This is a genomic window from Vibrio sp. MMG023, from assembly GCF_021654215.1.
Taxonomy (GTDB): domain Bacteria; phylum Pseudomonadota; class Gammaproteobacteria; order Enterobacterales; family Vibrionaceae; genus Vibrio; species Vibrio jasicida.
Genome location: NZ_JAKFZP010000006.1, coordinates 136,371 through 163,267 on the forward strand (window position 1 = coordinate 136,371; position 26,897 = coordinate 163,267).

Sequence of the window (26,897 nt, forward strand, 5' to 3'; positions counted from 1 at the left end):
GCGCTAGCCTCCATTATTCGTCAATTAAAATTGGGAATTAGCACGGTATGATAGCACAATTAATGCACATCACGCCAATACTCTTTCTTGAGCAACACGACAACGATAGTTAATAGAACTAGGAAGCCCATTACCCACCAGCCAATTGCATGACGTTCTAGTTGAACAGGGTCACCGGAGTACACCAAGAAGTTCACGAGGTCGCCGACTGCTTTGTCGTATTCGCCAGAACTTAGCTCACCAGTACCACTGGTTTGTGTGCCAACAACGACTTGTACTTCTTCACCATCTACGATTTTAGTGCCGTAAACTGGCATAGGAATACCTTGAAGCTCTTCAAGCACATGCGGCATACCAACACTTGGGAATACAATGTTGTTCACCCCAAATGGACGAGATGGGTCAACATAGAAAGAACGCAGGTAAGTGTATAGCCAATCTGCACCACGAACTCGAGCAACCAAAGTTAAGTCTGGTGGCGGAGCACCAAACCAGTCAGCCGCTTGCTTCGCAGGCATTGCATTTACCATTAGATCACCAACCTTTGCTTCTGGATCGAAGATCAGGTTTTCTTTCATTAGATCAATCGGAATATCCAAGTCTGTCGCAACACGCTCGTAACGCTGGTATTGCGTTGAGTGACAAGCAAAACAGTAGTTCATGAATAGCTTCGCGCCATTTTGCAGCGAAGCCTTATCCGTTAAGTCCACGTTCGCCTTATCTAACGGAACGTTGGCACCCGCTGCCATAGCAAGAGACGGCAGCATAGCAAATAGAATTACAATCCACTTCTTCATTTGAATGTCACCCTCTCTGGTAATGGTTTGGTTGCTTCATTTTTGCTGTAGAAGAACAGCAATACAAAGAACATGAAGTAACACAAGCTAAAGATCTGAGACAGAATCGTGTACAACGGCGTTGCCGGCAATGCACCCAAAATACCCAGAGCAATAAAGGCGATAGTGAATTGAATAATATTAAATAGATGGATCTTACTACGGTAACGGTACGAACGTACTTTACAGCGATCCAGCCAAGGAAGAACAAACAGCACCACAATAGACGCGCCCATTAGGATTACACCCAACAGTTTGTCTGGAACCGCACGCAAGATTGCGTAAAACGGTGTGAAGTACCATACCGGAGCAATGTGCTCAGGTGTCTTCAATGGGTTTGCTGCCTCAAAGTTAGGCGGCTCAAGAAAGTACCCACCCATTTCTGGGTTGAAGAACAATACATAACAGAAGAAGAACAAGAAGCCAGCAACACCAACAAGGTCCTTAACCGTACCGTATGGGTGGAAAGGAATTGAGTCGATGATGTCGTATTTCTTCGTGTAGTATTCGTGGAACTTAAATTGCGTATTGTAATCGTCACCCATAGAGCCTTTTGGTAGCTTCGTTTCGATACCATCAGGGTTGTTAGAGCCGACTTCGTGCAGGGCCAGTACGTGTAGCACAACAAGAAGAAGCAGAACGATAGGTAGTGCAATTACGTGTAGTGCGAAGAAACGGTTTAGTGTTGCACCTGAGATGATGTAGTCACCACGGATCCAAAGCGTTAGGTCGTCGCCAATAACAGGAATCGCACCAAATAGAGAAATGATTACTTGGGCACCCCAATATGACATCTGACCCCATGGTAGTAGATAACCCATGAACGCTTCTGCCATTAGAACCAAGAAGATCAACATACCGAAGATCCACAGTAGCTCACGAGGCTTTTGGTAAGAACCGTAGATCAGACCACGGAACATGTGTAGGTACACAACGACAAAGAACGCCGAAGCGCCAGTTGAGTGCATGTAACGCAATAGCCAACCGTACTCAACATCACGCATGATGTATTCAATAGAAGCAAACGCGCCATCGCCAGACGGAACGTAGTTCATCGTTAGCCAAATACCTGTAAGAATCTGGTTAACAAGTACCAACATTGCCAAGGAACCGAAAAGGTACCAAAAGTTGAAGTTCTTTGGCATTGGGTATTCAGACAAGTGCTTTTTATAAGCATTCATCGCTGGAATACGTTTTTCTACCCAGTCTAATATCGCTTGCATTATGCATCTCCCTCATCAACACCGATCATGAGCTTGGTGTCGCTCAAGTACATGTGCTTAGGAACGACCAAGTTCAGTGGCGCTGGAACACCCTGGAACACTCGACCAGCCATATCAAACTTAGAACCATGACAAGGACAGAAGAAGCCCGACTTAACGCCTTGTACTTGTTCTGAGAACGTATCTGGTAGGTAAGTAGGTGAACAGCCCAAGTGAGTACAGAAACCAACCGCCACAAAATACTCAGGTTTGATCGAGCGGTACTCGTTCTGAGCATAAACTGGTTGTTGTTCCATTTCTGATTGCGGGTCACGAAGCTGACCATCAATACTCTTAAGATTATCGACCACTTCTTGAGTTCGGCGTACTACCCATACAGGCTTACCCTGCCACTCAACACGGACCATTTGGCCTGGTTCAATTTTACTGATATCCACTTCCACCGGCGCGCCAGCAGCTTTCGCTTTGGCACTCGGGTTCCATGATTTGATAAAAGGAACGGCGACGGCAGCTGCCCCTAAGCCACCAACAACTGCCGTTGTAGCGGTTAGAAAACGCCTGCGACCGTTATTTAAAGGCGCGTTGCTCATCCAAACATTCTCCCATTTGCTCCCTTTGGATCGTTATTATTCCGCTTATAAGAGCATGGCTAACAAATTATGAATTTAGTTCTATTTATTGGGGGGAAATGATAAAGAAAACCCTACTTTTTGACAAGATAAAGCTACCTTTTTGTAACATTTGTGAGGCAAATCGCCCACGCCGTCACAAAAGCGGCAAAATTATAAAAAATAGATGTGATTTGTAACAAGAAAGCGAAACGAATAACGACTAAAAACAAGAGCTAACGCCTTTTATTTCGGTTGTTTTCAGCGGATTAAGCAGAAAGATATTTCAAGAATGTGAAGGTACTCTCCACTTTTATCATGTGCGATTTGTAGCACGAATAAATTGCATAAAGCAGTACATAAGACAAACAAATGTTGCCAGGATATTAAGGAGAGATGCTGAAGCGACGGGAAACAAAAAACAGACGTTTAACTGAGGTTATAAAAACAGAAGGCTATAAAAACAAAAAGCTCGGCATATAGCCGAGCTTTGGTACACAGTATCCAGAGAAACTCTGGAAAAGCATAATTTCCAGTAAGAGGAAATTAACGCTTAGAGAACTGTGGACGACGACGTGCTTTACGTAGACCAACTTTCTTACGTTCAACGCAACGAGCGTCACGAGTAACGTAACCAGCTGCACGTAGAGCAGGACGGAAAGACTCATCGTACTCCATAAGAGCGCGAGTGATACCGTGACGGATAGCACCAGCTTGACCAGAAATACCGCCACCTTTAACAGTAACGTATAGGTCTAGCTTCTCAGTTAGTTCAACTAGCTCAAGAGGTTGTTTAACAACCATGCGAGAAGTTGGACGACCGAAGTACTCATCAAGGCTACGCTTGTTGATTACGATGTTGCCGCTGCCTGGTTTGATGAAAACACGCGCAGCTGAGCTTTTGCGACGGCCAGTGCCGTAGTATTGATTCTCTGCCATTTTCGAAATCCCCAATTAGATGTCTAGTACTTGTGGTTGTTGAGCAACATGGTTGTGCTCAGCGCCCGCGTAAACTTTAAGCTTACGGTACATAGCACGGCCTAGAGGACCACGTGGAAGCATGCCTTTAACTGCTAGCTCAAGAACCATCTCAGGTTTACGATCGATCAACTTTTCAAAAGTGATAGATTTTAGACCACCTGGGAATTCAGAGTGACGGTAGTACACTTTGCCTTTAGCTTTGTTGCCAGTTACAGCAACTTTCTCAGCGTTGATAACGATGATGTAATCACCAGTGTCAACGTGAGGAGTGTACTCAGCTTTATGTTTGCCACGTAGGCGAGATGCAATTTCACTTGCTAGACGGCCAAGAGTTTTACCCTCTGCGTCTACAACATACCAGTCGCGTTTTACAGTTTCTGGTTTAGCAACGAAAGTTTTCATGCTAATAATAACCCGTTAATTAAATTTTAAACTTTAAAGGAACACAGTATTGTGTTCCCACACTGTCTAAGAGCCCAGTCATCACCCCTTCGAGTCGTTGGTTCTCTCGACCTTCTATGCCGAAATAACTTCGATATTCAGGTCTGCAGTAACGGTGGGTCGCAGGATTATAGAGAAGAGCGAAGAAAAAATCACCTTTTTTTGCGCCAAATCACTAATTTTTTCTTCACTTTTTTAAGATGAGTTGCTGTTTTTTACGCCAGATGCTCTCTCGCTAGGTATTCGCGACTCTGCATCTCAGTTAATCGAGACAAACAACGCTTAAACTCAAATTCCAGTAGCCCATCGCTATAAAGCGCCTCCATCGCCACTTCGGCGGAAATGATTAATTTCACGTTTCTCTCGTAAAACTCATCGACTAACGCAATAAAGCGCCTTGCTGCATCATCGACTTTACGGTCCATCTGCATCACGTCCGCAAGCAATACGGTGTGGTAGATTCGAGACAGTTCAATGTAATCATTTTGGCTACGCGGAGTTTGGCACAACTGAGCAAAAGAAGCATGCAATACACCATCACTGGCCTCAGTCACTGCAATTTCGCGATGATTCACTTCAATCGTATTCGTTGCGGCTTTTCTTTCCCCAATCAGCTGTTGGTAGTATTGATTAAGGTTAACGGACGCTTGTTCATCAAGTGGGTAATGGTAAATCTCAGCTTGCTCTAGGGTTCTTAAACGGTAGTCCACACCACTATCGACATTGAGCACATCACAACGCTCTAAGATCATGGCAATTGCAGGCATGAAACGTGCTCGTTGCAAACCATTGCGATATAGATTTTGAGGTTCAATATTCGAGGTCGCGACCAAAATCATTTGACGTTTAAACATCTCTTGAAGCAACGTCGCTAAGATCATTGCATCGGTAATGTCTGAAACGAAAAACTCATCAAAACAAACAATATCTGATTCTTTCTTAAACAAGTCTGCCACTTTAGAAAGCGGATTTTCTACATCACCTAAACGCCTTAATTCATCATGTACTCGGTACATAAAGCGATGAAAATGCACCCTCATTTTCCTTTCTGTTGGTAAGGCGTCAAAAAAGGCATCCATAAGGTAAGTTTTACCGCGCCCTACACCTCCCCAAAAGTACAGTCCTTTAGGAGGTTCTGGCATTTCGACTTTTTTACCTAGTAACTTTTGCCAAGTGCTAAGCTGAGGAATAGGTGCTGACTGAAAGTCGGCGATGGCATGGTAAAGTTCATCTAAAGCGACGACCGCGCTATATTGCGCTTCATCACGTTGGAATCCATGCTTGGCTATGTCTTGTTGGTATCGTTTTAATGGTGTCATGGCACTGGGTCGTATCAGAGGTACAGAGAAATTTTGTCACCTCGGGGTCAGTATTAGGAATAGAGAGATGTGGATATCAGTCCCCGAAGACATACCGCTATTTTTCTTTATCGGCTGTTCAAGCCATAGTAACATGGACAAGCACCGCGTGTAACTAAGTAGTAAAAGACTTGTTAAAACAACTATAAGGAGCAGTTATGCCTTGGATTTATGCCATTGTGGGTTTGCTGGTCGGTACAATCGTAGGCGTAGTCATTAGTAGACTAACCACCCCCGAATACAAAAAACAAAAGTCTGTGCAAAAAGAGCTAGAAGCAGCCAAATTTGAACTAGAGCAACAACGTCAAGAGCTGGTCGATCACTTTGCACAAACCGCAGAAATGTTGGATACGCTAGGTAAAGATTACACTAAGCTGTACCAACATATGGCAAAGACTTCATCAGAACTCTTGCCAAACTTGCCTGAGCAAGACAACCCATTCGACAAGAAAACGGCGATGTCTTCAGAGCAAATTGAAGAGCAACCATCTGAAGTCAATGAACAACCAAAAGACTATGCCAATGGCGCAACCGGCCTTTTGAAAGATAAAGAAAAAGAGATCATCGACGCACCTGAAGCCGTCACAGCAAAAGCCTCTTAATCTTCTCTCTTCTTCCTATTGGGTCAATACATATTCATTTCTTATCAATTTGTGTTGACCCTTTTTGAACTTTTCTTAAGCAACTCATCTCTAACTTGCAGTGACCTGCCACCCCGTTTCGATTATCCAGACCAATACTTAAACACATAATGGTTAGGATATTTCTTTTTGGCAGACTGGTTTCAAGAGGAGTTATTGGATGAAAAAACCGTTGCTTGCGTTAACCGTTCTATCTTTAAGCTTAAGTTCAATCATCACCCCAATCTCAGCTACGGCAGCACTTCCTTTAAGTGTTGATGGTGAGCAATTACCAAGCCTTGCACCTATGCTAGAAAAAGTGACCCCTGCGGTCGTCAGCATTGCGGTAGAGGGCAAACAGGTGCAAACCAGCCGTATTCCAGAACAGTTTCAATTTTTCTTTGGCCCTGAATTTCCAACAGAACAAACTCGCGAACGTCCATTCCGAGGGTTGGGCTCAGGCGTGATCATTGACGCGAAGAAAGGTCAGATAGTAACAAACTACCACGTAATAAAAGGCGCAGATGATATTAGAGTTCGCCTTTACGATGGTAGAGAGTACGACGCAGAATTGGTTGGCGGTGACGAAATGTCGGACATTGCCTTGCTTAAATTAGAAAAGGCGAAAGACCTAACTCAAATTAAAGTGGCAGATTCAGACGCATTGCGTGTGGGTGATTTTACCGTGGCAATTGGTAACCCATTTGGTCTAGGACAAACGGTCACTTCTGGTATTGTTTCTGCACTTGGCCGAAGCGGCTTAAACGTGGAGAACTTTGAGAACTTCATTCAAACCGATGCGGCTATCAATAGCGGTAACTCTGGCGGCGCATTAGTGAACCTCAATGGCGAACTGATTGGTATTAATACCGCAATCCTAGGCCCAAATGGCGGTAATGTTGGTATCGGCTTTGCCATTCCATCCAACATGATGCAAAACCTAACGGATCAAATTCTAGAGTTTGGTGAAGTGAAACGCGGTATGTTGGGCGTTCAGGGTGGTGAAGTCACTTCAGAATTGGCAGAAGCACTAGGTTACGAGTCAAGCAAAGGCGCTTTTGTTAGTCAAGTGGTCCCAGACAGTGCCGCTGATAAAGCAGGCTTGAAAGCCGGAGACGTGATTGTTTCCGTCAATGGTAAATCAATTGATACCTTCTCTGAACTTCGCGCCAAAGTTGCAACACTAGGTGCTGGCAAAAAAATTGAACTTGGTGTGATTCGTGACGGTAAGAGCAAGAGTTTTGATGTCACTTTAGGCGAGTCTACCAATATCAAAGCGAAGGCTGAAACGTTGCATGAGGGCTTAAAAGGTGCCGAGTTAAGTAACACGACACCAAACGATAAGATTCAAGGGGTCAAGGTGACCAGCGTGGTCGAGAACTCACCTGCAGCACAGTACCAACTTGAGCAAGACGATATCATCATTGGTGTGAACCGCAAACGCGTGAAGAACTTAGCGGAGCTGCGCGCCATCGTTGAGAAGCACAAAGGCGTGTTAGCAATCAATGTTCAACGTGGAGACCGCACGGTTTACTTAGTTATTCGATAATCCATCAACAAGAGCGATGAGTGCTTCTCCGTTTTATTCGAGAACACTCCTATACTTTACCTTGTATGTCATGGTTTTTTAAAAGGGCAAGGCAATCACGTCTTGCCCTTTTGTTATTTTTCAATGTAGTGCTATCCTTCTCTTTTCTATCCCAATCGGGCGCCCAATCATGGAGAGGTTATGCTTAGCTTTTTGTTACGTTCTGTCTTTTTAGGCTTAGCAACTGCCGTCATAGTGTTGCTCGCTGTCCCTTCTTTGCGTAGCAATGTCATTCCTGACGCCCTCGTTGATACACAACCGAGTAATATCGCCTCACTTGAAGTGTCTTTTAATCAAGCCGTGAGAAAAGCCGCACCTGCCGTAGTAAATATCTACAGCCGAAAATACGTTGAAAACGACCGCAGCAAGCTTTCTACACAAGGCTTGGGTTCCGGCGTGATCGTAAGTGAGAAAGGCTACATCATCACGAACTATCATGTAGTGGCGCAAGCAGACCAAATTGTTGTCGCACTTCAAGATGGCCGAGTGGCAGCCGCACAGTTGGTGGGGACTGACAAACGCACAGATATCGCGATTTTGCGTGTCGAAGGCTCTAACCTACCGGTTATCCCTCTGAACTCTGAATATAAGCCTCAGGTGGGCGATGTTGTACTGGCTATTGGTAACCCTTACAACTTGGGACAAACCACAACATTCGGCATTATCTCTGCGACAGGTCGTTCATCAATCAGTGATGGTCGACAAGCCTTTATTCAGACCGATGCAGCAATCAACGAGGGTAACTCCGGAGGTGCATTGGTGAACACCCAAGGTGAACTGGTCGGTATCAATACCGCGTCATTCCAACAAGCGACAGACCTTGAAACCTACGGTATCTCGTTTGCCATTCCGGCACCGCTCGCCAACAAGATCATGCAGAAGATCATCGCAGATGGCCGAGTAATCCGTGGCTATATCGGTATTGATGGCCAAGATATTAACGCCGTGACCGCTCGTCTATTGGGCAATGAACACATTGGTGGCATTGTCGTACTTGGCATTGATCCGAATGGCCCTGCAAGTGCTGCTGGCTTTGAGAAACAAGACATCATCATCAGTATCAATGGCACCAAAGTTCAAGGGCGACAAAGCGTGATGGACATTGTCACTGACTTGCGACCAGGAACGTCAGTCGACGTTGGGATTATCCGCAAGGGTAAAGAGATGAACGTAAAAGTCACCATCGCCGAAGACAAACAAGAAGCATAAAAAAATCCCAGCCATTGGCTGGGATTTTTGTTTGTGTGTTACTCGCTATCACTTGGCTCTTCTGAAGTGTCTGAGGCTCCCCCCATATCCACTTCAATACGCGTTACGCGCTGCAAGCCTCTCGGCAATAAGCTACCTCGGCGGCCACGTTCACCACGGAAGTTTTCTAAGTCCGCGGGTTTCAATCCCAACTTGCGCTTACCGGCATACAACGTCAGAGAAGCACCTTGTGGCAATGCCATCAAGTGAGACAGAACCTCTTCGCGCTCTTTAGCTTTCGCCGCTGGAATATTGATGATCTTGTTGCCTTTACCTTTCGCCAATTGCGGCAGGTCTTTAATCGGGAACAACAGCATACGACCTTGGTTGGTAATTGCGAGAATTTCATCCGAATCCAAATCCGCAATCGTCTTCGGCGTCATCACTTCAGAGTTAGCAGGAAGTGTCACGAGAGCCTTACCACTGCGGTTCTTAGACAGTAGCTCAGAGCCTTTACATACAAAGCCGTAACCCGCGTCAGAGCCCACCAGCCATAGCTGCTCATCTTCACCCATGATCACTTGGCGAATACTGCTACCAGCCGTGATGTTCAGGCGGCCAGTAATCGGCTCACCTTGGCTTCGCGCTGATGGTAGTGAGTGTGACTCTAATGAGTAGCTTCGGCCATCGCTACCGAAGAACACCGCTTGTTGGTTGCTCTTACCGCGAGCATGCGCAAGGTAGTTATCACCAGATTTATAGCTTAAGCCTTCTGCATCAACATCGTGGCCTTTCGCATGGCGAATCCAGCCTTTCTCTGAAAGCACCACTGTGATTGGCTCACTTGGTACTAGGTCACGCTCAGTCAACGCTTTTGCTTCTGCACGCTCAACCAATGGAGAGCGACGGTCATCACCGTATTTCTCTGCGTCCGCTTTAATCTCTTTCTTCAGTAGTGTGTTCAGACGACGCTCAGAACCAAGCAGCTGTTCTAGCTTCTCACGTTCTTTTTCTAGCTCGTCTTGTTCACCGCGAATCTTCATCTCTTCTAGTTTTGCTAGATGACGAAGTTTAGTATCTAGAATCGCATCCGCTTGGATATCAGTAATACCAAAGCGTTCCATCAAGACCGCTTTTGGGTCGTCTTCAGTACGAATGATCTCAATCACTTCATCTAGATTTAGGTAAGCAACCAACAAACCTTCCAAGATGTGTAAACGAGCCATCACTTTGTCTAGGCGATATTGTAGACGACGACGAACAGTAGTACGACGGAACTCAATCCACTCAGACAGAATTTGTACCAGACCTTTCACTTGAGGACGGTTATCGAGACCGATCATGTTCAAGTTAACGCGGAAGCTGCGCTCAAGATCCGTTGAAGCGAATAAGTGATTCATCAACAAATCACAGTCAACGCGGTTTGACTTAGGCACAACGACGATTCGCGTTGGGTTCTCGTGATCCGATTCGTCACGAAGGTCGTCTACCATTGGTAGCTTCTTCGCACGCATTTGGTTCGCGATTTGTTCTAGTAACTTCGCACCCGATACTTGGTGTGGCAGAGAAGTAATGACGATATCAGAACCTTCTTTGTGCCATACCGCACGCATCTTGATACTACCGCGACCGTTACGGTAAATCTTCTCGATATCCGCTTGTGGTGAAGTAATTTCTGCTTCCGTTGGGTAATCTGGACCTTTCACAAACTGCATCACATCAGGCAGTTCAGCTTTCGGGTTGTCGATTAAGTGGATGGTTGCATCTGCCACTTCACGAACATTGTGAGGCGGAATATCCGTCGCCATACCAACCGCGATACCAGTTACACCGTTTAGCAGGATATGAGGCAGACGCGCAGGCAACATTTGTGGCTCTTTCATCGTGCCATCAAAGTTAGGTTGCCATTCAACCGTGCCTTGACCCAGTTCGCCTAGCAATACCTCAGCAAACTTAGACAGTTTCGCTTCGGTATAACGCATTGCCGCAAATGATTTCGGATCATCTGGCGCACCCCAGTTACCTTGACCATCTACCAATGGGTAACGGTAAGAGAATGGCTGTGCCATGAGTACCATCGCTTCGTAACATGCAGAGTCACCGTGCGGGTGGTATTTACCCAGTACGTCACCAACGGTACGTGCTGATTTTTTATATTTCGCTGATGCCGAAAGACCAAGCTCCGACATTGCGTAAATGATGCGTCGTTGAACCGGCTTCAGACCATCGCCAATGTATGGCAATGCGCGATCCATGATTACGTACATCGAGTAGTTCAGATAAGCGTCTTCAGTGAACTTGCGCATTGGCAACTGTTCAACGCCATCATAAGTGATTTCTGTAGACATCCGTTAAACCTCTGCCATATCGCCATTGCTTTGTAGCCAAGTGCGACGGTCATCTGCTCGTTTTTTACCAAGCAACATGTCCATCATTTCCATGGTCGCCGCAGAATCATCGATGGTTAACTGAACCAGACGTCGCGTATTTGGATCCATGGTTGTTTCGCGCAACTGAAGTGGGTTCATCTCACCCAGACCTTTGAATCGCTGCACGTTGATTTTGGCTTTCTTCTTCGACAAGCGCTCAAGTACGCCATCTTTTTCGTCGTCATCTAGGGCATAGAAAACTTCTTTGCCGCAGTCGATACGATACAGAGGCGGCATCGCAACGTAGATGTGACCAGCTTCAACCAGCGCACGGAAGTGACGAGTAAATAGAGCACATAGAAGGGTTGCGATGTGCAGCCCATCCGAGTCCGCATCGGCAAGGATACAGATCTTACCGTAGCGAAGGCTGTCTAGGTTGTCGCTGTCTGGGTCGATCCCCAAAGCTACCGAGATGTCATGAACTTCTTGAGAAGCCAAAACTTGGTCTGCAGAGACTTCCCACGTGTTTAGGATCTTACCGCGCAGTGGCATCACCGCTTGGAACTCACGATCACGAGCTTGTTTGGCAGAACCGCCCGCCGAGTCACCCTCTACAAAGAAGATTTCTGTGCGGTTTAAGTCTTGTACTGAACAATCCGTTAGCTTACCAGGCAGTGCAGGACCAGATGCTACCTTCTTACGTACAACCTTTTTGCTCGCACGCATACGACGATGCGCGTTCGCGATACAAACTTCAGCAAGTTGCTCTGCAAGTTGTGGTTTTTCGTTCAACCAAAGGCTGAATGAATCTTTCACTACACCAGATACAAACGCAGCGGTTTGACGAGAAGACAAACGCTCTTTAGTCTGACCGGCAAACTGTGGATCTTGAATCTTAACCGATAGGACGTATGAACAACGGTCGAAGACGTCATCGCCAGTTAGTTTTACGCCACGAGGCAACAAGTTACGGAATTCACAGAACTCACGCATGGCGTCGAGCAAACCTTGGCGAAGGCCGTTTACGTGTGTACCACCTTGCGCCGTCGGGATAAGGTTCACGTAACTCTCGGTGATCATCTCGCCGCCTTCTGGCTGCCAGATTACGGCCCAATTTGCTGCTTCTGTTTCGGCTGAGAATTCACCAGTAAATGGTTCTTCTGGCAGAACGGTATAACCTTTCACACCTTCCGCTAGATAGTCTTTCAAACCATCTTCGTAGAACCACTTGTAGTCTTTGTTGTTTACTTTATCTGTGAAAGTAATTTCTAGGCCAGGACAAAGTACTGCTTTCGCACGCAGGTTATTCACCAGACGAGTTACTGAGAAGTTTGCAGAATCAAAGTACTTAGCATCTGGCCAAAAATGCACACTGGTACCACGGTTACGACGACCACATGTGCCGACTACCGTTAGGTCAGAAACTTTATCGCCGTGCTCAAAAGCAATCTCATACACTTGACCATCACGACGTACGGTCACTTCCACACGCTTGGACAGTGCGTTTACTACTGAGATACCTACACCGTGTAGACCACCAGAGAATTGGTAGTTTTTATTGGAAAACTTACCACCCGCGTGAAGCTTACATAGGATCAGTTCAACACCTGAAACCTTCTCTTCTGGGTGGATATCAACAGGCATGCCTCGACCATCATCGATCACTTCTAGTGATTGGTCAGCATGTAGGATGACTTGTACTTTTGAGGCATGTCCGGCTAGCGCTTCATCGACACTGTTATCGATAACTTCTTGGCCCAAGTGGTTTGGGCGCGCTGTATCCGTATACATCCCTGGTCGGCGACGTACTGGCTCTAAGCCATTCAGTACTTCAATGGCACCAGCATTATATTGTTCAGTCATAATACGGAATTGTTCTCAAAGTTTACTTGTAACCCGAGCCTCACCGATGGGTGAGCGATACTCGAGAAACGAAAAAGCTACCCCGTCAGCACCCTTCTCATTGATCGGTCATGCATAACAAAGTAGTCAGGGCTTTACACCCCTAAGATCTTTTCGGCAAAACATAGTCGGAAAGCATACCCGCTATGTCAAGAAACGGTTGGATATATCAATAAAAACTATGAGCCTATTCCAATCGCTCTAGAAATCACAAATTTAAGAATTTAATGATTTGAGCAGGATAACGCTCAAAGCCAATAAAACTGTGATCACCGCCTTCTTCTACGGTTTTCTTAGCATCGGTAAATTTCTCTACCGCTTGGCGATAATCCAGAACCTCATCTTCTGTTTGCTGTAACAGCCAGAAGGATTGAGGCGACGCGATGCTTTTTACATCAAGAGCTTTCAGCTCGTCAATATGACAAGCTTCAAGTGTATAGGTTTCGTGCGTGTATGGGTTAGTTTGCTCCCCCAAATAGTTAACCAACAGCTCATAAGGCTTCACCGCAGGGTTAACCACGACCGCACGAAAACCAAATTGCGCGTTCAACCACGTAGACATGTAGCCCCCCAGAGAGCTGCCCACTAAACCAATGTTATAGTCATCTTTATATTGCTCAACAATGTCTAATAGACATTGAGCGGCAAGTTGTGGAAAGCATGGCAATTGAGGCACAACAACTTTAATGTCTGGGCGCTGCTGTTCACAGTACTCTTTCATCAAATTCGCCTTCATTGAAAGTGGCGAACTGTTAAAACCATGGATATACAGTAGTAGCGCCGGTTTGCTCATAAAAGCCTCACAGAAGAAAAAGTAAGCCCGAACATAAAGTTCGGGCGTGATATTTGGTTAGTAGCCGTTTGAGGTAAAGTCTGGCTGAAACTGCCCATCCGTCAGGCGATTAACCTCAGTAGAAATGTCACCACTCGGGTGAAGTTCTAATTCTCGCCACCCTGGGCACTCTGTGTCTAACGCAAAGTCATCGGAGTTCGGCTTAAACTGCACACAGGTTGAAGGCGTTGCCATCACTCGAATACCATTATAAAGAACATTCATGTCTTGGTGCACATGACCACATAAAATGCCCTTTACGTTCTCAAAACGGTCTACAACTTGCCAAAATGCTTCAGCATCCTTCAGTGTATGCTGGTCAAGCCAAGCACTACCAACTAACAACGGGTGATGGTGCAATAACACAAGTGTGTGTCGGTCTGGGTAGTCAGACAACTTTTCTTCTAATAGGGAAAGTTGCTGATCACTTAAACGCCCATGAGGCACGCCCACAACTTGTGAATCTAGCAAGATCAACTGCCAATGTTCACCCAGCAAAAGGTGCTCAACAGATTGAATTTGAGGTGATGGTAGAACCGTCCCCATGTTTGGTTTGAAGTCGTGATTGCCAGGCAACCAAAAACACGCTTTCTCCAGCGGCGCAATACCCTCGGCAAAACGCTGGTAAGACTCGGCACTGTGATCTTGTGAAATATCACCCGTCGCCAAGATGTATTCAAACTGCACTTGACGATGAAGAACTTCTTTCACCACGGCTTCAAAGCTGTCGGCGGTTCTTACGCTCAGCAAACTGCCCTCATCTGCGGCAAACAGATGAGTATCCGTGATTTGTATAAGCTTTATGCTGTCACTAGATGATTGCAAAATGAAAACCTGATTCGTCCACTATTTAATTTTTTGTTATTTTCCCTTAGTGACGTGACAATCAATTGAAGGCAAGTGGCGATCGACTAATGCCACTTCGTAAACAGAACGTCAGCCATTCACCAAGGAACGTATTAAGTTGATGTTTTTCATCTTTCTGCATCAACTGGTCGTTGGGATAATCATATTTAGCTTTGATGCGAGAGAACTCTCCGCTTGAGCATACTTCAGCAACTCTTGCATCGTGATAAAGCCTGACAGACATCGTCGGTAAAGGAAACACCGGCATCTCATCACTCTGACATATCTCAACAACTGTGGTGTATTTTGTGATTTCATTCACGGTCAGTTGGTAAACCATGTTCGCTGCTTGATAACAACGAATATCACCAACTTCGGCAGAAGCAGGCAGCAAAGCATTGAGCTTAGCGTAGTTGGTCTCATAAGTTCTCATCAGGCCCGCTAAGTCAACATGGTATCGCTGTTTTACCGCTACTTGTGCCATTACTTATTCTCCACCGATTGGGGAAACTCCCCATTGTGATTTCAATTCTTGATGGTTAAGTTGTAACCATTGCAATGCAATGATAGAAGCACCATTTTCGAATTTTCCATCCTTCACCCATTGATACGCAGTTTCGCGACTCAGTACATGAACACGAATATCTTCATTCTCATAGTCTAAACCATGAATGCCATGCGCTTTAGTTGCATCCACTTCTCCAATGAACACATCTAATTTTTCCGAGCAACCACCAGAAGAAGGGTAATAAGAAGTAACCGAGGTGACGCGTCCCACTTGGATCCCTGCTTCCTCTTCTGCTTCTCGACGAATCACTTCTTCAGCGGACTCATCACGATCTATCATTCCTGCAACAATTTCGAATTGCCAAGGAGATGAATGTTCCAATGCCCCAACTCGGATCTGTTCAATGATCACAACTTGATCAGTCACAGGATCATACGGGAGCATGGCCGCAGCATGACCACGTTCGAACATTTCTCGTTCGACAATCCCACTCCAACCACCAGCAAATAACCTATGCTTAAAACGGTATTTCACCATTTTAAAGAAACCTTTAAACACGGTTTCCTTTGAGATTATTTCCACATCTTGGGGAGTAAAATCATTTTGTTGCTTGTCACACTGTTGCATTCAACACCTCTCTGAGTGAATCTTGTAGTTTACTCATTGTTATTCGCTTGCTCAAAGGACTTGGCTCAACTTTTTGTACAATAGTTATAAATTATTTTAAGCCTTTCTCAAAAATTTATTGCACAGGTGGATAATTACGTGTAAAAAAGTGCAAAGTTTAGAGTAAATATCGTCCAAATTGAGTTAAACTACTGAGAATTAACCAATCTATTGACCGCGGGAATGGAAAATGAAAAAACTGCTTCCACTATTTATCAGTGCAGCGCTAGGCAGTATGAGCACAGCAGCATGGGCAGACTCCCTTGCTGAAATTTATGACTTAGCAAAACAAAATGACCCACAATTGCTCAGCGTAGCAGCGCAGCGTGATCAAGCTTTTGAAGCAATCAACTCTAGCCGCAGTGCCCTACTACCACAAATCAACTTAACCGCGGGTTATGACATTACACGTGGCGACAGAGATCAAGACTTAGGTGGTAAAGTATCGACGGACCAAAACGTCTTATCTGCTGGCGTTGGCTTTACACAAGAGCTGTACAACCGCGCGTCTTGGATAACCCTAGACACTGCAGAGAAAACGGCACGTCAATCAGATGCAACTTATGCAGCAACGCAACAAGGTTTGATCCTTCGCGTTTCTCAAGCTTACTTTGAAGTACTGCGTGCACAAGACAACCTAGTGTTTGTCCGTGCAGAGAAAGCCGCGGTTGGTCGCCAACTAGAGCAAACTAAACAACGTTTTGAAGTTGGCCTATCGGCAATTACTGACGTACATGATGCACAAGCACAATTTGATGCAGTATTGGCTGATGAAGTTCTAGCAGAAAACGATCTGATCAACAGCTACGAGTCACTACGTGAAATTACAGGCCAAGAACACAAAAACCTAAATGTTCTTGATACTGCTCGTTTCTCTGCAAGTCGTCCAAGCACACCAGCTGAAACACTAGTAGAAGAAGCAAAAACAACCAACCTAAGCCTTTTATCAGCACGTATTTCACAAGACATTGCGCGTGACAATATTTCGCTAGCGAGTTCTGGTCACCTACCAACGCTATCTCTGGACGGTGGTTACAACTACGCTGATACTGCGGAAAGCATTAACGATAATACAGCCGATGGCTTCAATGTTGGTGTAAACCTAGCCGTGCCACTTTACACAGGTGGTCGTACAACATCTGAAGTGAAACAAGCGGAATACAGCTACGTTGCTGCTAGTGAAAACCTAGAAGCTGAATACCGTAGTGTTGTGAAAGAAGTGAGAGCACAAAACAACAACATTAACGCCTCTATCGGCGCACTAAAAGCGTACGAACAATCTGTGGTTTCTGCACAGTCTGCACTTGAAGCAACAGAAGCTGGTTTCGATGTTGGTACTCGTACTATCGTTGACGTGCTAGACGCAACTCGTCGTCTTTACGATGCAAACAAAAACCTTTCAGATGCACGTTACAACTACATTCTTGCAGGTCTTCAGCTACGCCAAGCAGTTGGTACGCTAAGTGAGCAAGACATCCTAGATGTAGACGCGGGCCTTAAGCCAGCAAAATAAACGTCTAAGTAACACGAAAAACGCCAGTTGATTTCAACTGGCGTTTTTTTGGGGGCTAAGTAATCAAGCCAAGTGCGCTCTAGGCCCCTTCCCTTCGAAGGAGAGGATTAGGAAGGGGTTGCTTCTCGATCTAATTGACGACACTGGTTTTCAATCAGACCGAGTATTCCGCCCCTCTAACTCCCCCTTGAAAAGAGGGAGGTCTGGAATACATTTGTGGTTAGATGCACTCCTCCAAAAACAACAAAGGCCGCTCGAAAGCGACCTTTAATAATCAGTTTGTAGTAATCAGTTTGGCGAGCAAGGTATTAACCCTTACCACCTTTGATAGCGTTGATGATCTCGCTGGTTGAACAACCATCTTCAAAGTTCAGTACACGAACTTCACCGCCTGCAGCGATCACTTCTTTACCACCCGCGATCTCTTCTGGTTTGTAATCACCACCTTTCACCAATAAGCTAGGCAGCACTTCTGAGATCAAACGCTGTGGTGTGTCTTCACTGAACGGTACAACCCAATCAACCGCGCCAAGACCCGCCAAGACTGCCATACGACGATCTGTTGGGTTCACTGGACGACCTGGGCCTTTCAAGCGTTTCACTGAGTCATCAGTATTCACTGCAACGATTAGGCGGTCACCTAACTCAGCAGCATGATTTAGGTAAGAAACATGACCTGCGTGTAGAATATCGAAACAACCATTGGTCATCACAACCTTCTCGCCTTTTGCACGTGCTTTCTTCACGGCTTCAATCAGCGCTTGCTCTGAAATCACGCCGTAGTCTGTATCTTGACTGCCGTGAATAGCTTCAGCCAATTCAATCTCAGATAGTGTTGATGTACCTAATTTACCAACCACAACACCTGCGGCTGCGTTTGCTAGTGCACAAGCTTCTTCAAACGATTTACCAGCGGCTACCGATGCTGCTAATACAGAAATAACCGTATCACCCGCACCTGTTACGTCATACACTTCTTTCGCTTGTGTCGGTAGGTGGAATGGCTCTGCACCACGGCGAATCAATGTCATGCCGTTTTCGCTGCGTGTCACCAACAGAGCTTCAAATTCGAACTCTTCAACTAAAGCTAGCGCTTTTTCTACTAACTCTTGGTCAGATTTCACTTTGCCCACAACGTCTTCAAACTCTTTCATGTTTGGAGTCAGAAGGGTTGCGCCACGGTAGCGTTCGAAATCCGCCCCTTTAGGGTCAATAAATACGGGAATGTTTGCTGCGCGTGCTTTTTGGATGTACGCCTGTACATGCTCAAGCGAACCTTTTGCGTAGTCAGACATGATGACCGCTTTCACGCTTGGTAGCACGGCTTCCATGCGAGACAATACAGGCTCTGCATCTGTGTTCTCGAACTTGTCTTCAAAATCCAAACGAATCAACTGTTGACCACGGCTCATGACACGCAGTTTAGTAATCGTTGGGTATTCAGGAAGCGCCACAAAGTCGCATTTTACTTTTAGCGAGTTCAGGGTTTCAGTCAGCACTTTCGCTGGCTCATCCATACCGGTTAGACCAACAATGTGAGCGTGACCGCCAAGTGAAGCAATATTCATTGCGACGTTCGCAGCACCACCTGGACGCTCTTCATTGTTTTCTACTTTCACAACAGGTACTGGCGCTTCAGGAGAAATACGTCCAGTCGGGCCATACCAGTAACGATCTAGCATGACATCACCGATGATTAGCACACCAGCGCTGTTGTAATCAGGTAGAATTGGTTTCATTATTGGTCTCCAAAAATTAAATCGTGGTGAGTTTAACACAGCCTTTTTCTAGGCTGAACCTTGTGCACTACTTCTGCTTAGGCAAACCATTGATTCCATGCTTGCTTCACCCACTCTCGCTCTGCAACAAATTTCTCTTCCGCCACATCGGCATCCAAGTTGAGCAAGTTTCGACGATGAATCTCATCGCGCATTGATGTGTATGCGCGCGTCAATTGCATCGCTTGATCTTCTTCCATGACACCTTGTGCAATCAGGGTTTCAAAAATACGCACGTTATCGCACCAGCGAATCAGCTTCGGCTTACTGTGACTGTAGTTGAGCACAAGGTATTGAGCGAGAAATTCAATATCGGTAATACCGCCGTTGTCTTGCTTCAGCATAAAACGACCGGATTTTTTCCCACCCAAGTGGTCACGCATTTTCTCACGCATATCGACCACCTGCTTCTTCAGCGTATCTTGGTCACGCGATTTACACAGCACATCATGGCGCGTGTTATGGAAAGCTATCACTAATGGTTCGTCACCATAAATCATGCGAGCACGTACTAACGCCTGATGTTCCCAAGTCCACGCATCTTGATGTTGATAATCGTCAAATGCATCGGTCGGGCTTACCAGTAATCCTGATGCACCAGAAGGACGTAAGCGAGTATCCACTTCGTACAGAATGCCTGATGCAGTGCGGGTCGAGAAAATATGAATGATGCGCTGTGCCAAACGAAGGTAAAACTGACGACCGTCGATTTCTTTCTTACCATCGGTATACACATTCACCGGACAATCGTGCATAAACACAATGTCGAGATCTGAGTTGTAGCCCAATTCCCAACCACCGACTTTCCCATAACCAATCACAGCAAAACCTTTACCTTCACGATCTTTTACGTGTGTTGGTTCACCATACTTTTCCGACACTTGTAGCCAAGCTTGGTTCACTACGGCTTCTACGATGGCTTCAGCTAAGTAAGTTAAGTGGTCACTTACTTTCATCACTGGTAACACACCAGCAATGTCTGCTGCAGCAATGCGGAGGATGCAAATCTGCTTGAACTGACGCAACGCCTCCATTTGCTGTTCCATATCATCCTCTGGAATACGAGCAAGGAAGTCACGCAGCTCCGTTCGGTAGCTGTCGAGTGGGATTGGGTTATAAAGGTGCTGAGGGTCGATCAGCTCATCAAGCAGTATTGGGTAACGCGATAGCTGCTCGGAAATCATCGGACTTGCAGTGCACAGACGCACCAATTGCACCAATGCGGCTGGGTGCTCATCCAGCAATTCTAAATACGTAGTGCGCGTGCAAATGTTATGCAGCAAATGCAGAACTCGTGGCAGACCAAACTGTGCATCAGGATGGGCGAACACCGCATCGAAGACTTTCGGCATTAACTTAGTTAAGACTTCACGCCCACGTGGGCCAAGCGTTTTTTTCGCTAAGTCTGCCTTAAACTGCATGATGGTTTTAGCAAACGCTTCCGAGTTCTCCGTTTTGATGTCTTCTTGCAACACATGTTCAAGCACATCTTGCTTGGTCGCCATGTCCCAAAGTTCATGGAAATGACGTGCGATGGTTTCCGTCTCGTCCTCTTCGTCATCACCAATTAAGTTATCAAACACCTTATGTACGTTAGCCATATGCTGTTGAGTTTGAGCCATCAAATCATCCCAAGCATCAAATCGCATCGCAATGGCCAGTTTTAGGCGTTCATCATCGCAATCAGGCAAGGTTTGGGTTTGTTTATCGGCCATCGCTTGCAGCAAGTTTTCCAGCTTACGTAAGTATTTATAGGCCGTTTCTAAATTCTCGACTTCTGATGGGGTTAACTGGCCTAATTCACCAATGGCATTCAAGGTTTCTAGTAAACCACGACCTCGCAAAGAAGGCTCTCGACCACCACGAATTAACTGGAATACTTGAGCAATAAACTCAATTTCACGAATGCCACCAGCGCCTAATTTAATGTTGTTACTCAAACCACGGCGACGTACTTCACTGCTGATCATCGATTTCATTCGACGCAGAGATTGAATCGCACTGAAGTCGATATAACGGCGGAACACAAATGGGCGCAGCATCTGGCGCAATTCTTGGTATTGCGGATACATTTCGCTACCCATGACGCGTGCTTTGATCATCGCGTAACGTTCCCAGTCGCGCCCTTGCTCTTGATAATAATCTTCGAGCGCTGCGTAGCTCATGACCAAGGGGCCACTTTCACCAAACGGACGTAGACGCATGTCAACACGGTAACAGAAACCATCAAAGGTTTGTTGGTCGAGCGCTTTAATGATGCGTTGACCCAAACGGGTAAAGAACTGTGCATTGGCAATACTACGACGTGCACCTTGCGTCTCACCATTTTCTGGATAGGTGAAGATCAAATCGATATCGGAAGAAAAGTTCAGCTCGCCACCACCCAACTTACCCATACCAATGATCAGCATAGGTTGCGCTTCGCCTTCGGCATTAGTTGGGGTTCCCCACTCATTGCAACAAATCTTATATTGCCATTGGTAGGTCTCGAAGATCATCGCTTCTGCCAATTGTGATAAGTGACTAAGTGACTCTTCTAGCGTCCAAGTGTGGGTGAAGTCTTTCCACGCAATGTAGACCATTTCACGGTTGCGAAATTGGCGCAGCACACGGTGTCCAGCCATTTCATCTTGGCATTCCGCCAGAAGCTCTGCGAGGCGTACACGATAGGCTTGTTGTCGACTCCTTTCTGCCAGCATGCTTGGCAAGTTTTGTGCGAGTGTCTCATCACGATGAATCGCTTCGGTTATGAACTTACTTAACCCAGACACAAAACGAAATTGCTCAGCAATCTCGGTTGGCCATTGTTGAAAGTATCCCGCTTGCTCGGCGTTTTGAACCGCAGAATCCGCGACAGAAATCAGTGACGAAGGCAGCTGCATTTTTCTTCCTTGTTTGAAAAGCACTGTGATTAGGTGTTATCACTTATTTATACCAGAGTTAGCACAAATAAAAACGCCCACAAAAGGTTTGTGGGCGTTTTATCAAAGCTTGTTAGACTTAGACTTGGAAGGATTTAATCTTCTCATCTAACTCTTCGGCATTACTTTGCATCATTTCAGACGTTTCAAGCAACTCCGTCACAACAACAACAGATGCTTCCACCAACTCACGAACGTTAGTGAGGTTTTGGCTCATTTCTTCTGCGACGCTACTTTGTTGACCTGAAGCCGTCGCAATCTGGAAGTTCATGTCGTTGATTTGTGTCACTTGACCAACGATGCCATCCAGTTCAGAGCCTGCATTGGACACCAACTCAACCCCTTCAGCTGCTTCAACCACGCTCTTTTCCATCAATTCGACGGCAGATTCAGCACTCGATTGAAGCTGTGTGATCATTTCTTGAATTTCAACGGTCGCTTGTTGTGTACGCTGGGCAAGGTTACGAACTTCATCCGCAACCACGGCAAAACCTCGACCTGCTTCACCTGCACGCGCCGCTTCAATCGCTGCGTTCAACGCAAGTAGGTTAGTTTGCTCTGAGATACCTTGAATGGTCCCTACTACACTACCAATCGCTTCTACGCGTTCTTCTACTTGGTTAACGGCACTTGCCGAAGACGCGATATCAGAAGAGAGTTCACTCATTTTAGACACGGTTTTTTGCAAGAACTGCTGGCCAGTCACCGCTTGAGTTGAAGCTTGCTCGGTTAAAGTTGACGCTGTTTGCGCATGTTCAGCTACAGTTTGTACGGTTGAAGACATCTCGCTCATGGCCGTCGCAAGCTGGTCGATTTCATTAAACTCTTCTTGTGCTGACTCTTTCGTCTCGGACATGCTCAATGTCATCACCTCTGTGAGAGTAGAAAGCTCTTCCGAAGAGTTGATTTGCATTTGAATGACATCATGCAGTTGGCGACGAGTGGTCTCAAGTTCACGAGCCACATCGCCGTATTCGTCTTTACAATCCATTCCAAAAGGAACAGAAAGGTTCTTACTTGCCATTAATTTGATGGCTTCATTAAGGTATTGCGTCTGACGCAACATCACGCGCGCAGCGGCCAACAGTAGTACCACAAACACCACAATTAAGATCGCTGTTTGCCAAGCAACTTGAGTGAGATACGCTTCATAATGCTGCTGGGCAACTTGTTCGTTCTGAGTTGCCGCTAGTAATGAATCGTAGAATGTGCTCGCATCCCACAGTTGCTTCGCCACAATTAGGATGGTGCTAAATACCATCAACATGACCATTTTCGGAACGAGCTTGATGTCGGATATCACCCTTTCCCACGGCTTAAATGCCAGCTTTTCCATTGTCAGTTCTCCACCGAGTCTTATATAGTCTTACTTATACTTATGCGCGCACTTAACATTGCCTGCGCGATTTATTTCGAGCTTCGTATGAAAAACCATGATATCAAAGACAGCACCAAACCGATGGGGCTGCTATCACTAATATTGTCCTTTATGGCACTATTTGTGATCTCTGGCCTGTTGTTTTTCCCGCTTGATAACGAAACCCGTCAAGTTCTTATCGGTCTGGATTTTATAATCTGTAGTATTTTTCTATTACAGCTCACCATAGATTTGATCCGGGCCACAGATCGCAGGTCATTTCTTAAGCATCACTGGATCGATTTTGTGGCGAGTATCCCAATGGTTGAGCCTTTACGCTTCGCTCGACTGTTTCACATCTTGCGTGTCATTTTGGTCTTACGCTCTTCAAAGTTCATTCTTTTACAGCTCAAGCAAAACCGCCGAGAAACCACTCTAGCCTCTATCTTATTGCTAATGGTGGTTCTGATAACTCTTGGTTCCAGTGCCATGCTGTTTATTGAAGGACAAAGTCCTGAGGCAAACATCCAAACGGGAACAGATGCATTGTGGTGGGCATTTGTGACCATCTCAACAGTTGGTTATGGTGACCATTATCCGGTGACGACAGGCGGCAAACTACTGGCTGTACTAGTCATCATCTGTGGTGTCGGTATCTTCGGTATGATTTCTGGTTTGATTACATCGATTCTGACTGCGCCAACCAGACAGCAAGATCATCGCTCCAAAAATAAAGAAAAGCTGTTAGAGCAGGTGCTAGACAGACAAGAACAGATTTTGAACCGGCTACAAGTGATTGAAGAAGAGCTTCAAGAACAAAAGCAGCAGACAAAAAAATAGGACCCTAAGGTCCTATTTTTTATTGTTTGATCTTACTCTTGCCAGTAGGGCTCAACTTCCACGCTGATGGCTCGCGTCTGATCCATCGCGTGCAAAATAGAACGCTCTTGACGATGTAACCAACGTTCCAGTTGCTCTTGCTCTTCCCCTTCTAACATACCAACCAATGGCAATAGATGGTTCAACATCAGCAAGTCATCAATACCATGCACTAAATCAGCCCATGGCAGTCGGAAACTATTACGTTCTTCCGAATCGTACAAACTCGCAAAGCCGATACCCGTATAGAGATTTCGTAATAGACGGTAACGTTGATCAACGTATTCTTGTCCTGACAGCTGACGCTCCGCTGGGAATGCTTCCATCAGCTCCGCCCAAGTGCGATCCAATTGCGTGACAGAAAACGGCTGGATATTCGCAGACATTTTTTCACGAGCTTTGTCGTCTAAGAAAGGTTGCCAACCACGAGTGAGAATCCAACGGCTCAAATCCAATAGCAGACCGGTGTAACGTGCCGAACTGAGGAGTTGAAGGGTCTCTTCACGACCAGGCAGCTCTTCTAGTTGCTGCGTCAACTCAGAAACTAAGAACTTACGAGCATCCAGTTTACGTAACACATTGCCTTTATCATCTAACAGCTCTTCTAAATGCGCGTGCTCGTCTAGCCACTCTAACTCTTCTTCCAACCATTTTAGTTCTTGGCGTAAAATCGCACTGGCGCGACGCGGCACCATACCGCCAAAGATAGTCAGAGTCTGACGAATAAAACGAATTGAATTACCAATTTCGCGCAGAGCCTCAACACTGTCTCTTTCAGTAAAAATTTGCTCATGGTAATGCCAATGAGAAAGCGCATGCTCTAACGAGTTAATAAAGCAGTACTCTACGGTATCTGTCTTACTACTATCGACTAAAGACAAAGGCTTCACTTCATCCCCTGCATAGCCACTCGCCAAGCGGTAACCTTTTGCGGCTTTGCTCAGGTTACCCAAGCGCATACCGCCGGCTTCACATAGACTACGAGCAAGAGTAAACAGTGCATCGGTTTGACCTGATTTCAGTTCCAGTTCAACTTCGCAAATAGGATCTTGTTTCTCTTCCCCTTCGGCATCAACAGCAATTACAGCACCTTGGTCAAAAGCCACTTCGATTTGACTGCCATCAGGCATACCAATCAGCCACTGCTCACGAGTGAAGTTGGTAGAGAATAGAGGGGTCAATTCTGATTGCAGCGTCGCAACGTCTTTACCTACTGGCCAAATGTCAGAAGGGTGAAGCGTGAGTTCTGGCTCATTACTGGTGTGCTCAGCATTGTATTCTGGTCTTTGATGAAGGCCCGCTACAACGCGTCCTGCTGTTTTTACAGTTTGGACAAAAACGTCATCAAAACGGCGAATTCTTAAACCAATGTCGTGCTGTCTTAACCATTTATCAGCGGTATCAAAATAGGTGTTACCCAAGTCACGACAACTGTGCTGAAGTACTTTTGTTTCAGAAATTTTTGCTCTTAAAGTTTCTGAAAATTCAGGAGAAACAAAAAACTTCAGTTCTATCTCGGTTTCCATAGCTATACCTTTCAAAGCAGATAGAAACAGGATATTGCCTAATTTCTCACACGGCAAGAAAGAAATATCACCGGAATGATGATCTAAAACAGTTTTAAAGAGTGATTTAATGCGTTACCATGCGCGCCTTTATAGCCATCGTTCAACATTTCGCCAAGAAATGGTGTATGTTTTTTTAAGGTTATAGCTATTAGGTTGAATGACCATGCCAGTAAATACAATTATGGGGTTATTTGCAAAGTCCCCAATTAAGCCTTTGCAACGCCACGTTGTCTGTGTCAACGAATGTTGTTCACACTTGGTTAAGTTCTTTGAAGTGTCTTCAAAGGGTGACTGGGAAAAAGCAGCAGAAATTCGCGCTCAAATTTCTCACCTAGAGAAAGAAGCAGACGTTCTGAAACGTGAAATCCGTCTAAAACTGCCTCGCGGTTTGTTCATGCCAGTCGATCGTACTGACATGCTTGAGCTTCTGACTCAACAGGACAAACTTGCTAACCTGGCAAAAGACATTGCTGGCCGTGTATATGGCCGTCAACTTGTCATTCCAGAGGCTCTCCAATCAAATTTCCTCGCTTACGTTCAACGATGTCTTGATGCGGCTGACCAGGCGCAAAAAGTGATCAATGAACTTGATGAACTTCTTGAAACTGGCTTTAAAGGCCGTGAAGTAACGCTAGTTGCTGAAATGATTAATCAACTAGATGTTATCGAAGATGACACCGATGCCATGCAGATTGAATTACGCCAACAATTGATGGCGATTGAACCTGACATGAACCCTATCGACGTCATGTTCTTGTACAAGATTCTTGAATGGGTAGGTGGTATTGCCGACCAAGCGCAGCGCGTAGGTGCTCGTTTGGAAGTCATGCTATCTCGATCTTAAATCATAAGTTAACGACATAACGAAGAGCATTACGAATGCAAGTCAGATGGACGATGACGAGATTCACCGTC

The 26,897-nt window shown here is 45.7% G+C and carries 22 protein-coding genes; 6 read left to right on the plus strand and 16 right to left on the minus strand.

All coding sequences use genetic code 11. The features are described 5' to 3' along the window. Positions 1–59: 59 nt before the first annotated feature. From L1076_RS19260 to zapE, 6 genes are all read right to left on the minus strand, one after another. Positions 60–797, minus strand: coding sequence for a cytochrome c1 (locus L1076_RS19260; protein ID WP_042599749.1), 738 nt, complete (start codon positions 795–797; stop codon positions 60–62). Beyond that, a complete protein-coding gene (locus L1076_RS19265) occupies positions 794–2,059 on the minus strand; it encodes a cytochrome bc complex cytochrome b subunit (RefSeq protein WP_038866236.1) in 1,266 nt (421 codons plus the stop codon). The genes L1076_RS19260 and L1076_RS19265 overlap by 4 nt, the downstream gene beginning before the upstream one ends. Further along, positions 2,059–2,649 (minus strand): ubiquinol-cytochrome c reductase iron-sulfur subunit, encoded by a 591-nt coding sequence (gene petA / locus L1076_RS19270; RefSeq protein ID WP_038866234.1) that lies wholly within the window; start codon positions 2,647–2,649, stop codon positions 2,059–2,061. The genes L1076_RS19265 and petA overlap by 1 nt, the downstream gene beginning before the upstream one ends. A gap of 564 nt (positions 2,650–3,213) precedes the next feature. Continuing rightward, complete coding sequence (gene rpsI / locus L1076_RS19275) at positions 3,214–3,606, minus strand: 30S ribosomal protein S9 (protein ID WP_038866232.1); 393 nt, start codon at positions 3,604–3,606, stop codon at positions 3,214–3,216. A 15-nt stretch (positions 3,607–3,621) separates the two neighbouring features. Further along, complete coding sequence (rplM, locus tag L1076_RS19280; protein ID WP_005436093.1) at positions 3,622–4,050, minus strand: 50S ribosomal protein L13; 429 nt, start codon at positions 4,048–4,050, stop codon at positions 3,622–3,624. 254 nt (positions 4,051–4,304) lie between these two features. Beyond that, complete coding sequence (zapE, locus tag L1076_RS19285; RefSeq protein ID WP_054756203.1) at positions 4,305–5,408, minus strand: cell division protein ZapE; 1,104 nt, start codon at positions 5,406–5,408, stop codon at positions 4,305–4,307. Positions 5,409–5,605: 197 nt separating this feature from the next. Here zapE and zapG point away from each other — a divergent pair, with 197 nt between their 5' ends. The 3 genes from zapG to degS all read left to right on the plus strand — a co-directional run bounded on the left by zapG (position 5,606) and on the right by degS (position 8,864). Then, positions 5,606–6,049 carry a Z-ring associated protein ZapG gene (zapG, locus tag L1076_RS19290; protein WP_038866227.1) on the plus strand — a complete coding sequence of 148 codons (444 nt, stop codon included), beginning with the start codon at positions 5,606–5,608 and terminating at the stop codon, positions 6,047–6,049. A gap of 199 nt (positions 6,050–6,248) precedes the next feature. Beyond that, the gene (locus tag L1076_RS19295) at positions 6,249–7,616 is read left to right on the plus strand and encodes a Do family serine endopeptidase (protein ID WP_038866225.1); all 1,368 of its coding nucleotides are present in this window, start codon (positions 6,249–6,251) and stop codon (positions 7,614–7,616) included. A 180-nt stretch (positions 7,617–7,796) separates the two neighbouring features. Further along, complete coding sequence (degS, locus tag L1076_RS19300; protein ID WP_038866223.1) at positions 7,797–8,864, plus strand: outer membrane-stress sensor serine endopeptidase DegS; 1,068 nt, start codon at positions 7,797–7,799, stop codon at positions 8,862–8,864. A 38-nt stretch (positions 8,865–8,902) separates the two neighbouring features. On the opposite strand, the gene parC is transcribed toward degS, so the two are convergent. The 6 genes from parC to nudF all read right to left on the minus strand — a co-directional run bounded on the left by parC (position 8,903) and on the right by nudF (position 15,927). Next, on the minus strand, positions 8,903–11,191 hold the full coding sequence (parC, locus tag L1076_RS19305; protein WP_038866220.1) for a DNA topoisomerase IV subunit A: 2,289 nt from the start codon (positions 11,189–11,191) through the stop codon (positions 8,903–8,905). A 3-nt stretch (positions 11,192–11,194) separates the two neighbouring features. Further along, the gene (gene parE / locus L1076_RS19310) at positions 11,195–13,075 is read right to left on the minus strand and encodes a DNA topoisomerase IV subunit B (RefSeq protein WP_038866219.1); all 1,881 of its coding nucleotides are present in this window, start codon (positions 13,073–13,075) and stop codon (positions 11,195–11,197) included. Between the two features lie 247 nt (positions 13,076–13,322). Beyond that, positions 13,323–13,907: an esterase YqiA gene (gene yqiA / locus L1076_RS19315; protein ID WP_054756205.1), complete on the minus strand. Its 585-nt coding sequence runs from the start codon at positions 13,905–13,907 to the stop codon at positions 13,323–13,325. 57 nt (positions 13,908–13,964) lie between these two features. Then, complete coding sequence (cpdA, locus tag L1076_RS19320) at positions 13,965–14,771, minus strand: 3',5'-cyclic-AMP phosphodiesterase (protein ID WP_038866216.1); 807 nt, start codon at positions 14,769–14,771, stop codon at positions 13,965–13,967. 61 nt (positions 14,772–14,832) lie between these two features. After that, positions 14,833–15,276, minus strand: coding sequence for a DUF1249 family protein (locus L1076_RS19325; protein ID WP_038878249.1), 444 nt, complete (start codon positions 15,274–15,276; stop codon positions 14,833–14,835). Positions 15,277–15,279: 3 nt separating this feature from the next. Beyond that, positions 15,280–15,927: an ADP-ribose diphosphatase gene (nudF, locus tag L1076_RS19330; RefSeq protein WP_038866210.1), complete on the minus strand. Its 648-nt coding sequence runs from the start codon at positions 15,925–15,927 to the stop codon at positions 15,280–15,282. 229 nt (positions 15,928–16,156) lie between these two features. Here nudF and tolC point away from each other — a divergent pair, with 229 nt between their 5' ends. Then, positions 16,157–17,479 carry an outer membrane channel protein TolC gene (gene tolC, locus L1076_RS19335; RefSeq protein WP_039974723.1) on the plus strand — a complete coding sequence of 441 codons (1,323 nt, stop codon included), beginning with the start codon at positions 16,157–16,159 and terminating at the stop codon, positions 17,477–17,479. Positions 17,480–17,787: 308 nt separating this feature from the next. Here tolC and hldE read toward each other — a convergent pair whose 3' ends face one another. The 3 genes from hldE to L1076_RS19350 all read right to left on the minus strand — a co-directional run bounded on the left by hldE (position 17,788) and on the right by L1076_RS19350 (position 23,514). Continuing rightward, entirely contained in the window at positions 17,788–19,218 is a 1,431-nt protein-coding gene (gene hldE / locus L1076_RS19340) for a bifunctional D-glycero-beta-D-manno-heptose-7-phosphate kinase/D-glycero-beta-D-manno-heptose 1-phosphate adenylyltransferase HldE (RefSeq protein ID WP_237304294.1), read from the minus strand. 77 nt (positions 19,219–19,295) lie between these two features. Beyond that, the gene (gene glnE, locus L1076_RS19345) at positions 19,296–22,139 is read right to left on the minus strand and encodes a bifunctional [glutamate--ammonia ligase]-adenylyl-L-tyrosine phosphorylase/[glutamate--ammonia-ligase] adenylyltransferase (RefSeq protein ID WP_237304295.1); all 2,844 of its coding nucleotides are present in this window, start codon (positions 22,137–22,139) and stop codon (positions 19,296–19,298) included. 118 nt (positions 22,140–22,257) lie between these two features. After that, complete coding sequence (locus L1076_RS19350) at positions 22,258–23,514, minus strand: methyl-accepting chemotaxis protein (RefSeq protein ID WP_038866204.1); 1,257 nt, start codon at positions 23,512–23,514, stop codon at positions 22,258–22,260. A gap of 42 nt (positions 23,515–23,556) precedes the next feature. On the opposite strand from L1076_RS19350, the gene L1076_RS19355 reads away from it, so the two are divergent. Beyond that, complete coding sequence (locus L1076_RS19355; protein WP_039974721.1) at positions 23,557–24,375, plus strand: potassium channel family protein; 819 nt, start codon at positions 23,557–23,559, stop codon at positions 24,373–24,375. Between the two features lie 32 nt (positions 24,376–24,407). On the opposite strand, the gene L1076_RS19360 is transcribed toward L1076_RS19355, so the two are convergent. Then, positions 24,408–25,940, minus strand: a complete 1,533-nt coding sequence (locus tag L1076_RS19360) for an inorganic triphosphatase (protein WP_045422070.1) — start codon at positions 25,938–25,940, stop codon at positions 24,408–24,410. Positions 25,941–26,145: 205 nt separating this feature from the next. Here L1076_RS19360 and L1076_RS19365 point away from each other — a divergent pair, with 205 nt between their 5' ends. Then, positions 26,146–26,826, plus strand: coding sequence for a TIGR00153 family protein (locus L1076_RS19365; protein ID WP_038866436.1), 681 nt, complete (start codon positions 26,146–26,148; stop codon positions 26,824–26,826). Positions 26,827–26,897 lie beyond the last annotated feature (71 nt).

What these genes read in the sequence shown, in the direction of transcription:
- tolC (WP_039974723.1), top strand. Translation starts at nt 16,157, where the DNA reads ATGAAAAAACTGCTTCCACTATTTATCAGTGCAGCGCTAGGCAGTATG.
- glnE (WP_237304295.1), bottom strand. Translation starts at nt 22,139, where the DNA reads ATGCAGCTGCCTTCGTCACTGATTTCTGTCGCGGATTCTGCGGTTCAA.
- L1076_RS19295 (WP_038866225.1), top strand. Translation starts at nt 6,249, where the DNA reads ATGAAAAAACCGTTGCTTGCGTTAACCGTTCTATCTTTAAGCTTAAGT.
- nudF (WP_038866210.1), bottom strand. Translation starts at nt 15,927, where the DNA reads ATGCAACAGTGTGACAAGCAACAAAATGATTTTACTCCCCAAGATGTG.
- hldE (WP_237304294.1), bottom strand. Translation starts at nt 19,218, where the DNA reads ATGAAACCAATTCTACCTGATTACAACAGCGCTGGTGTGCTAATCATC.
- L1076_RS19360 (WP_045422070.1), bottom strand. Translation starts at nt 25,940, where the DNA reads ATGGAAACCGAGATAGAACTGAAGTTTTTTGTTTCTCCTGAATTTTCA.
- zapG (WP_038866227.1), top strand. Translation starts at nt 5,606, where the DNA reads ATGCCTTGGATTTATGCCATTGTGGGTTTGCTGGTCGGTACAATCGTA.
- L1076_RS19265 (WP_038866236.1), bottom strand. Translation starts at nt 2,059, where the DNA reads ATGCAAGCGATATTAGACTGGGTAGAAAAACGTATTCCAGCGATGAAT.
- L1076_RS19350 (WP_038866204.1), bottom strand. Translation starts at nt 23,514, where the DNA reads ATGGAAAAGCTGGCATTTAAGCCGTGGGAAAGGGTGATATCCGACATC.
- L1076_RS19365 (WP_038866436.1), top strand. Translation starts at nt 26,146, where the DNA reads ATGCCAGTAAATACAATTATGGGGTTATTTGCAAAGTCCCCAATTAAG.
- parC (WP_038866220.1), bottom strand. Translation starts at nt 11,191, where the DNA reads ATGTCTACAGAAATCACTTATGATGGCGTTGAACAGTTGCCAATGCGC.
- zapE (WP_054756203.1), bottom strand. Translation starts at nt 5,408, where the DNA reads ATGACACCATTAAAACGATACCAACAAGACATAGCCAAGCATGGATTC.
- L1076_RS19325 (WP_038878249.1), bottom strand. Translation starts at nt 15,276, where the DNA reads ATGGCACAAGTAGCGGTAAAACAGCGATACCATGTTGACTTAGCGGGC.
- degS (WP_038866223.1), top strand. Translation starts at nt 7,797, where the DNA reads ATGCTTAGCTTTTTGTTACGTTCTGTCTTTTTAGGCTTAGCAACTGCC.
- L1076_RS19260 (WP_042599749.1), bottom strand. Translation starts at nt 797, where the DNA reads ATGAAGAAGTGGATTGTAATTCTATTTGCTATGCTGCCGTCTCTTGCT.
- yqiA (WP_054756205.1), bottom strand. Translation starts at nt 13,907, where the DNA reads ATGAGCAAACCGGCGCTACTACTGTATATCCATGGTTTTAACAGTTCG.
- rpsI (WP_038866232.1), bottom strand. Translation starts at nt 3,606, where the DNA reads ATGGCAGAGAATCAATACTACGGCACTGGCCGTCGCAAAAGCTCAGCT.
- L1076_RS19355 (WP_039974721.1), top strand. Translation starts at nt 23,557, where the DNA reads ATGCGCGCACTTAACATTGCCTGCGCGATTTATTTCGAGCTTCGTATG.
- rplM (WP_005436093.1), bottom strand. Translation starts at nt 4,050, where the DNA reads ATGAAAACTTTCGTTGCTAAACCAGAAACTGTAAAACGCGACTGGTAT.
- parE (WP_038866219.1), bottom strand. Translation starts at nt 13,075, where the DNA reads ATGACTGAACAATATAATGCTGGTGCCATTGAAGTACTGAATGGCTTA.
- petA (WP_038866234.1), bottom strand. Translation starts at nt 2,649, where the DNA reads ATGAGCAACGCGCCTTTAAATAACGGTCGCAGGCGTTTTCTAACCGCT.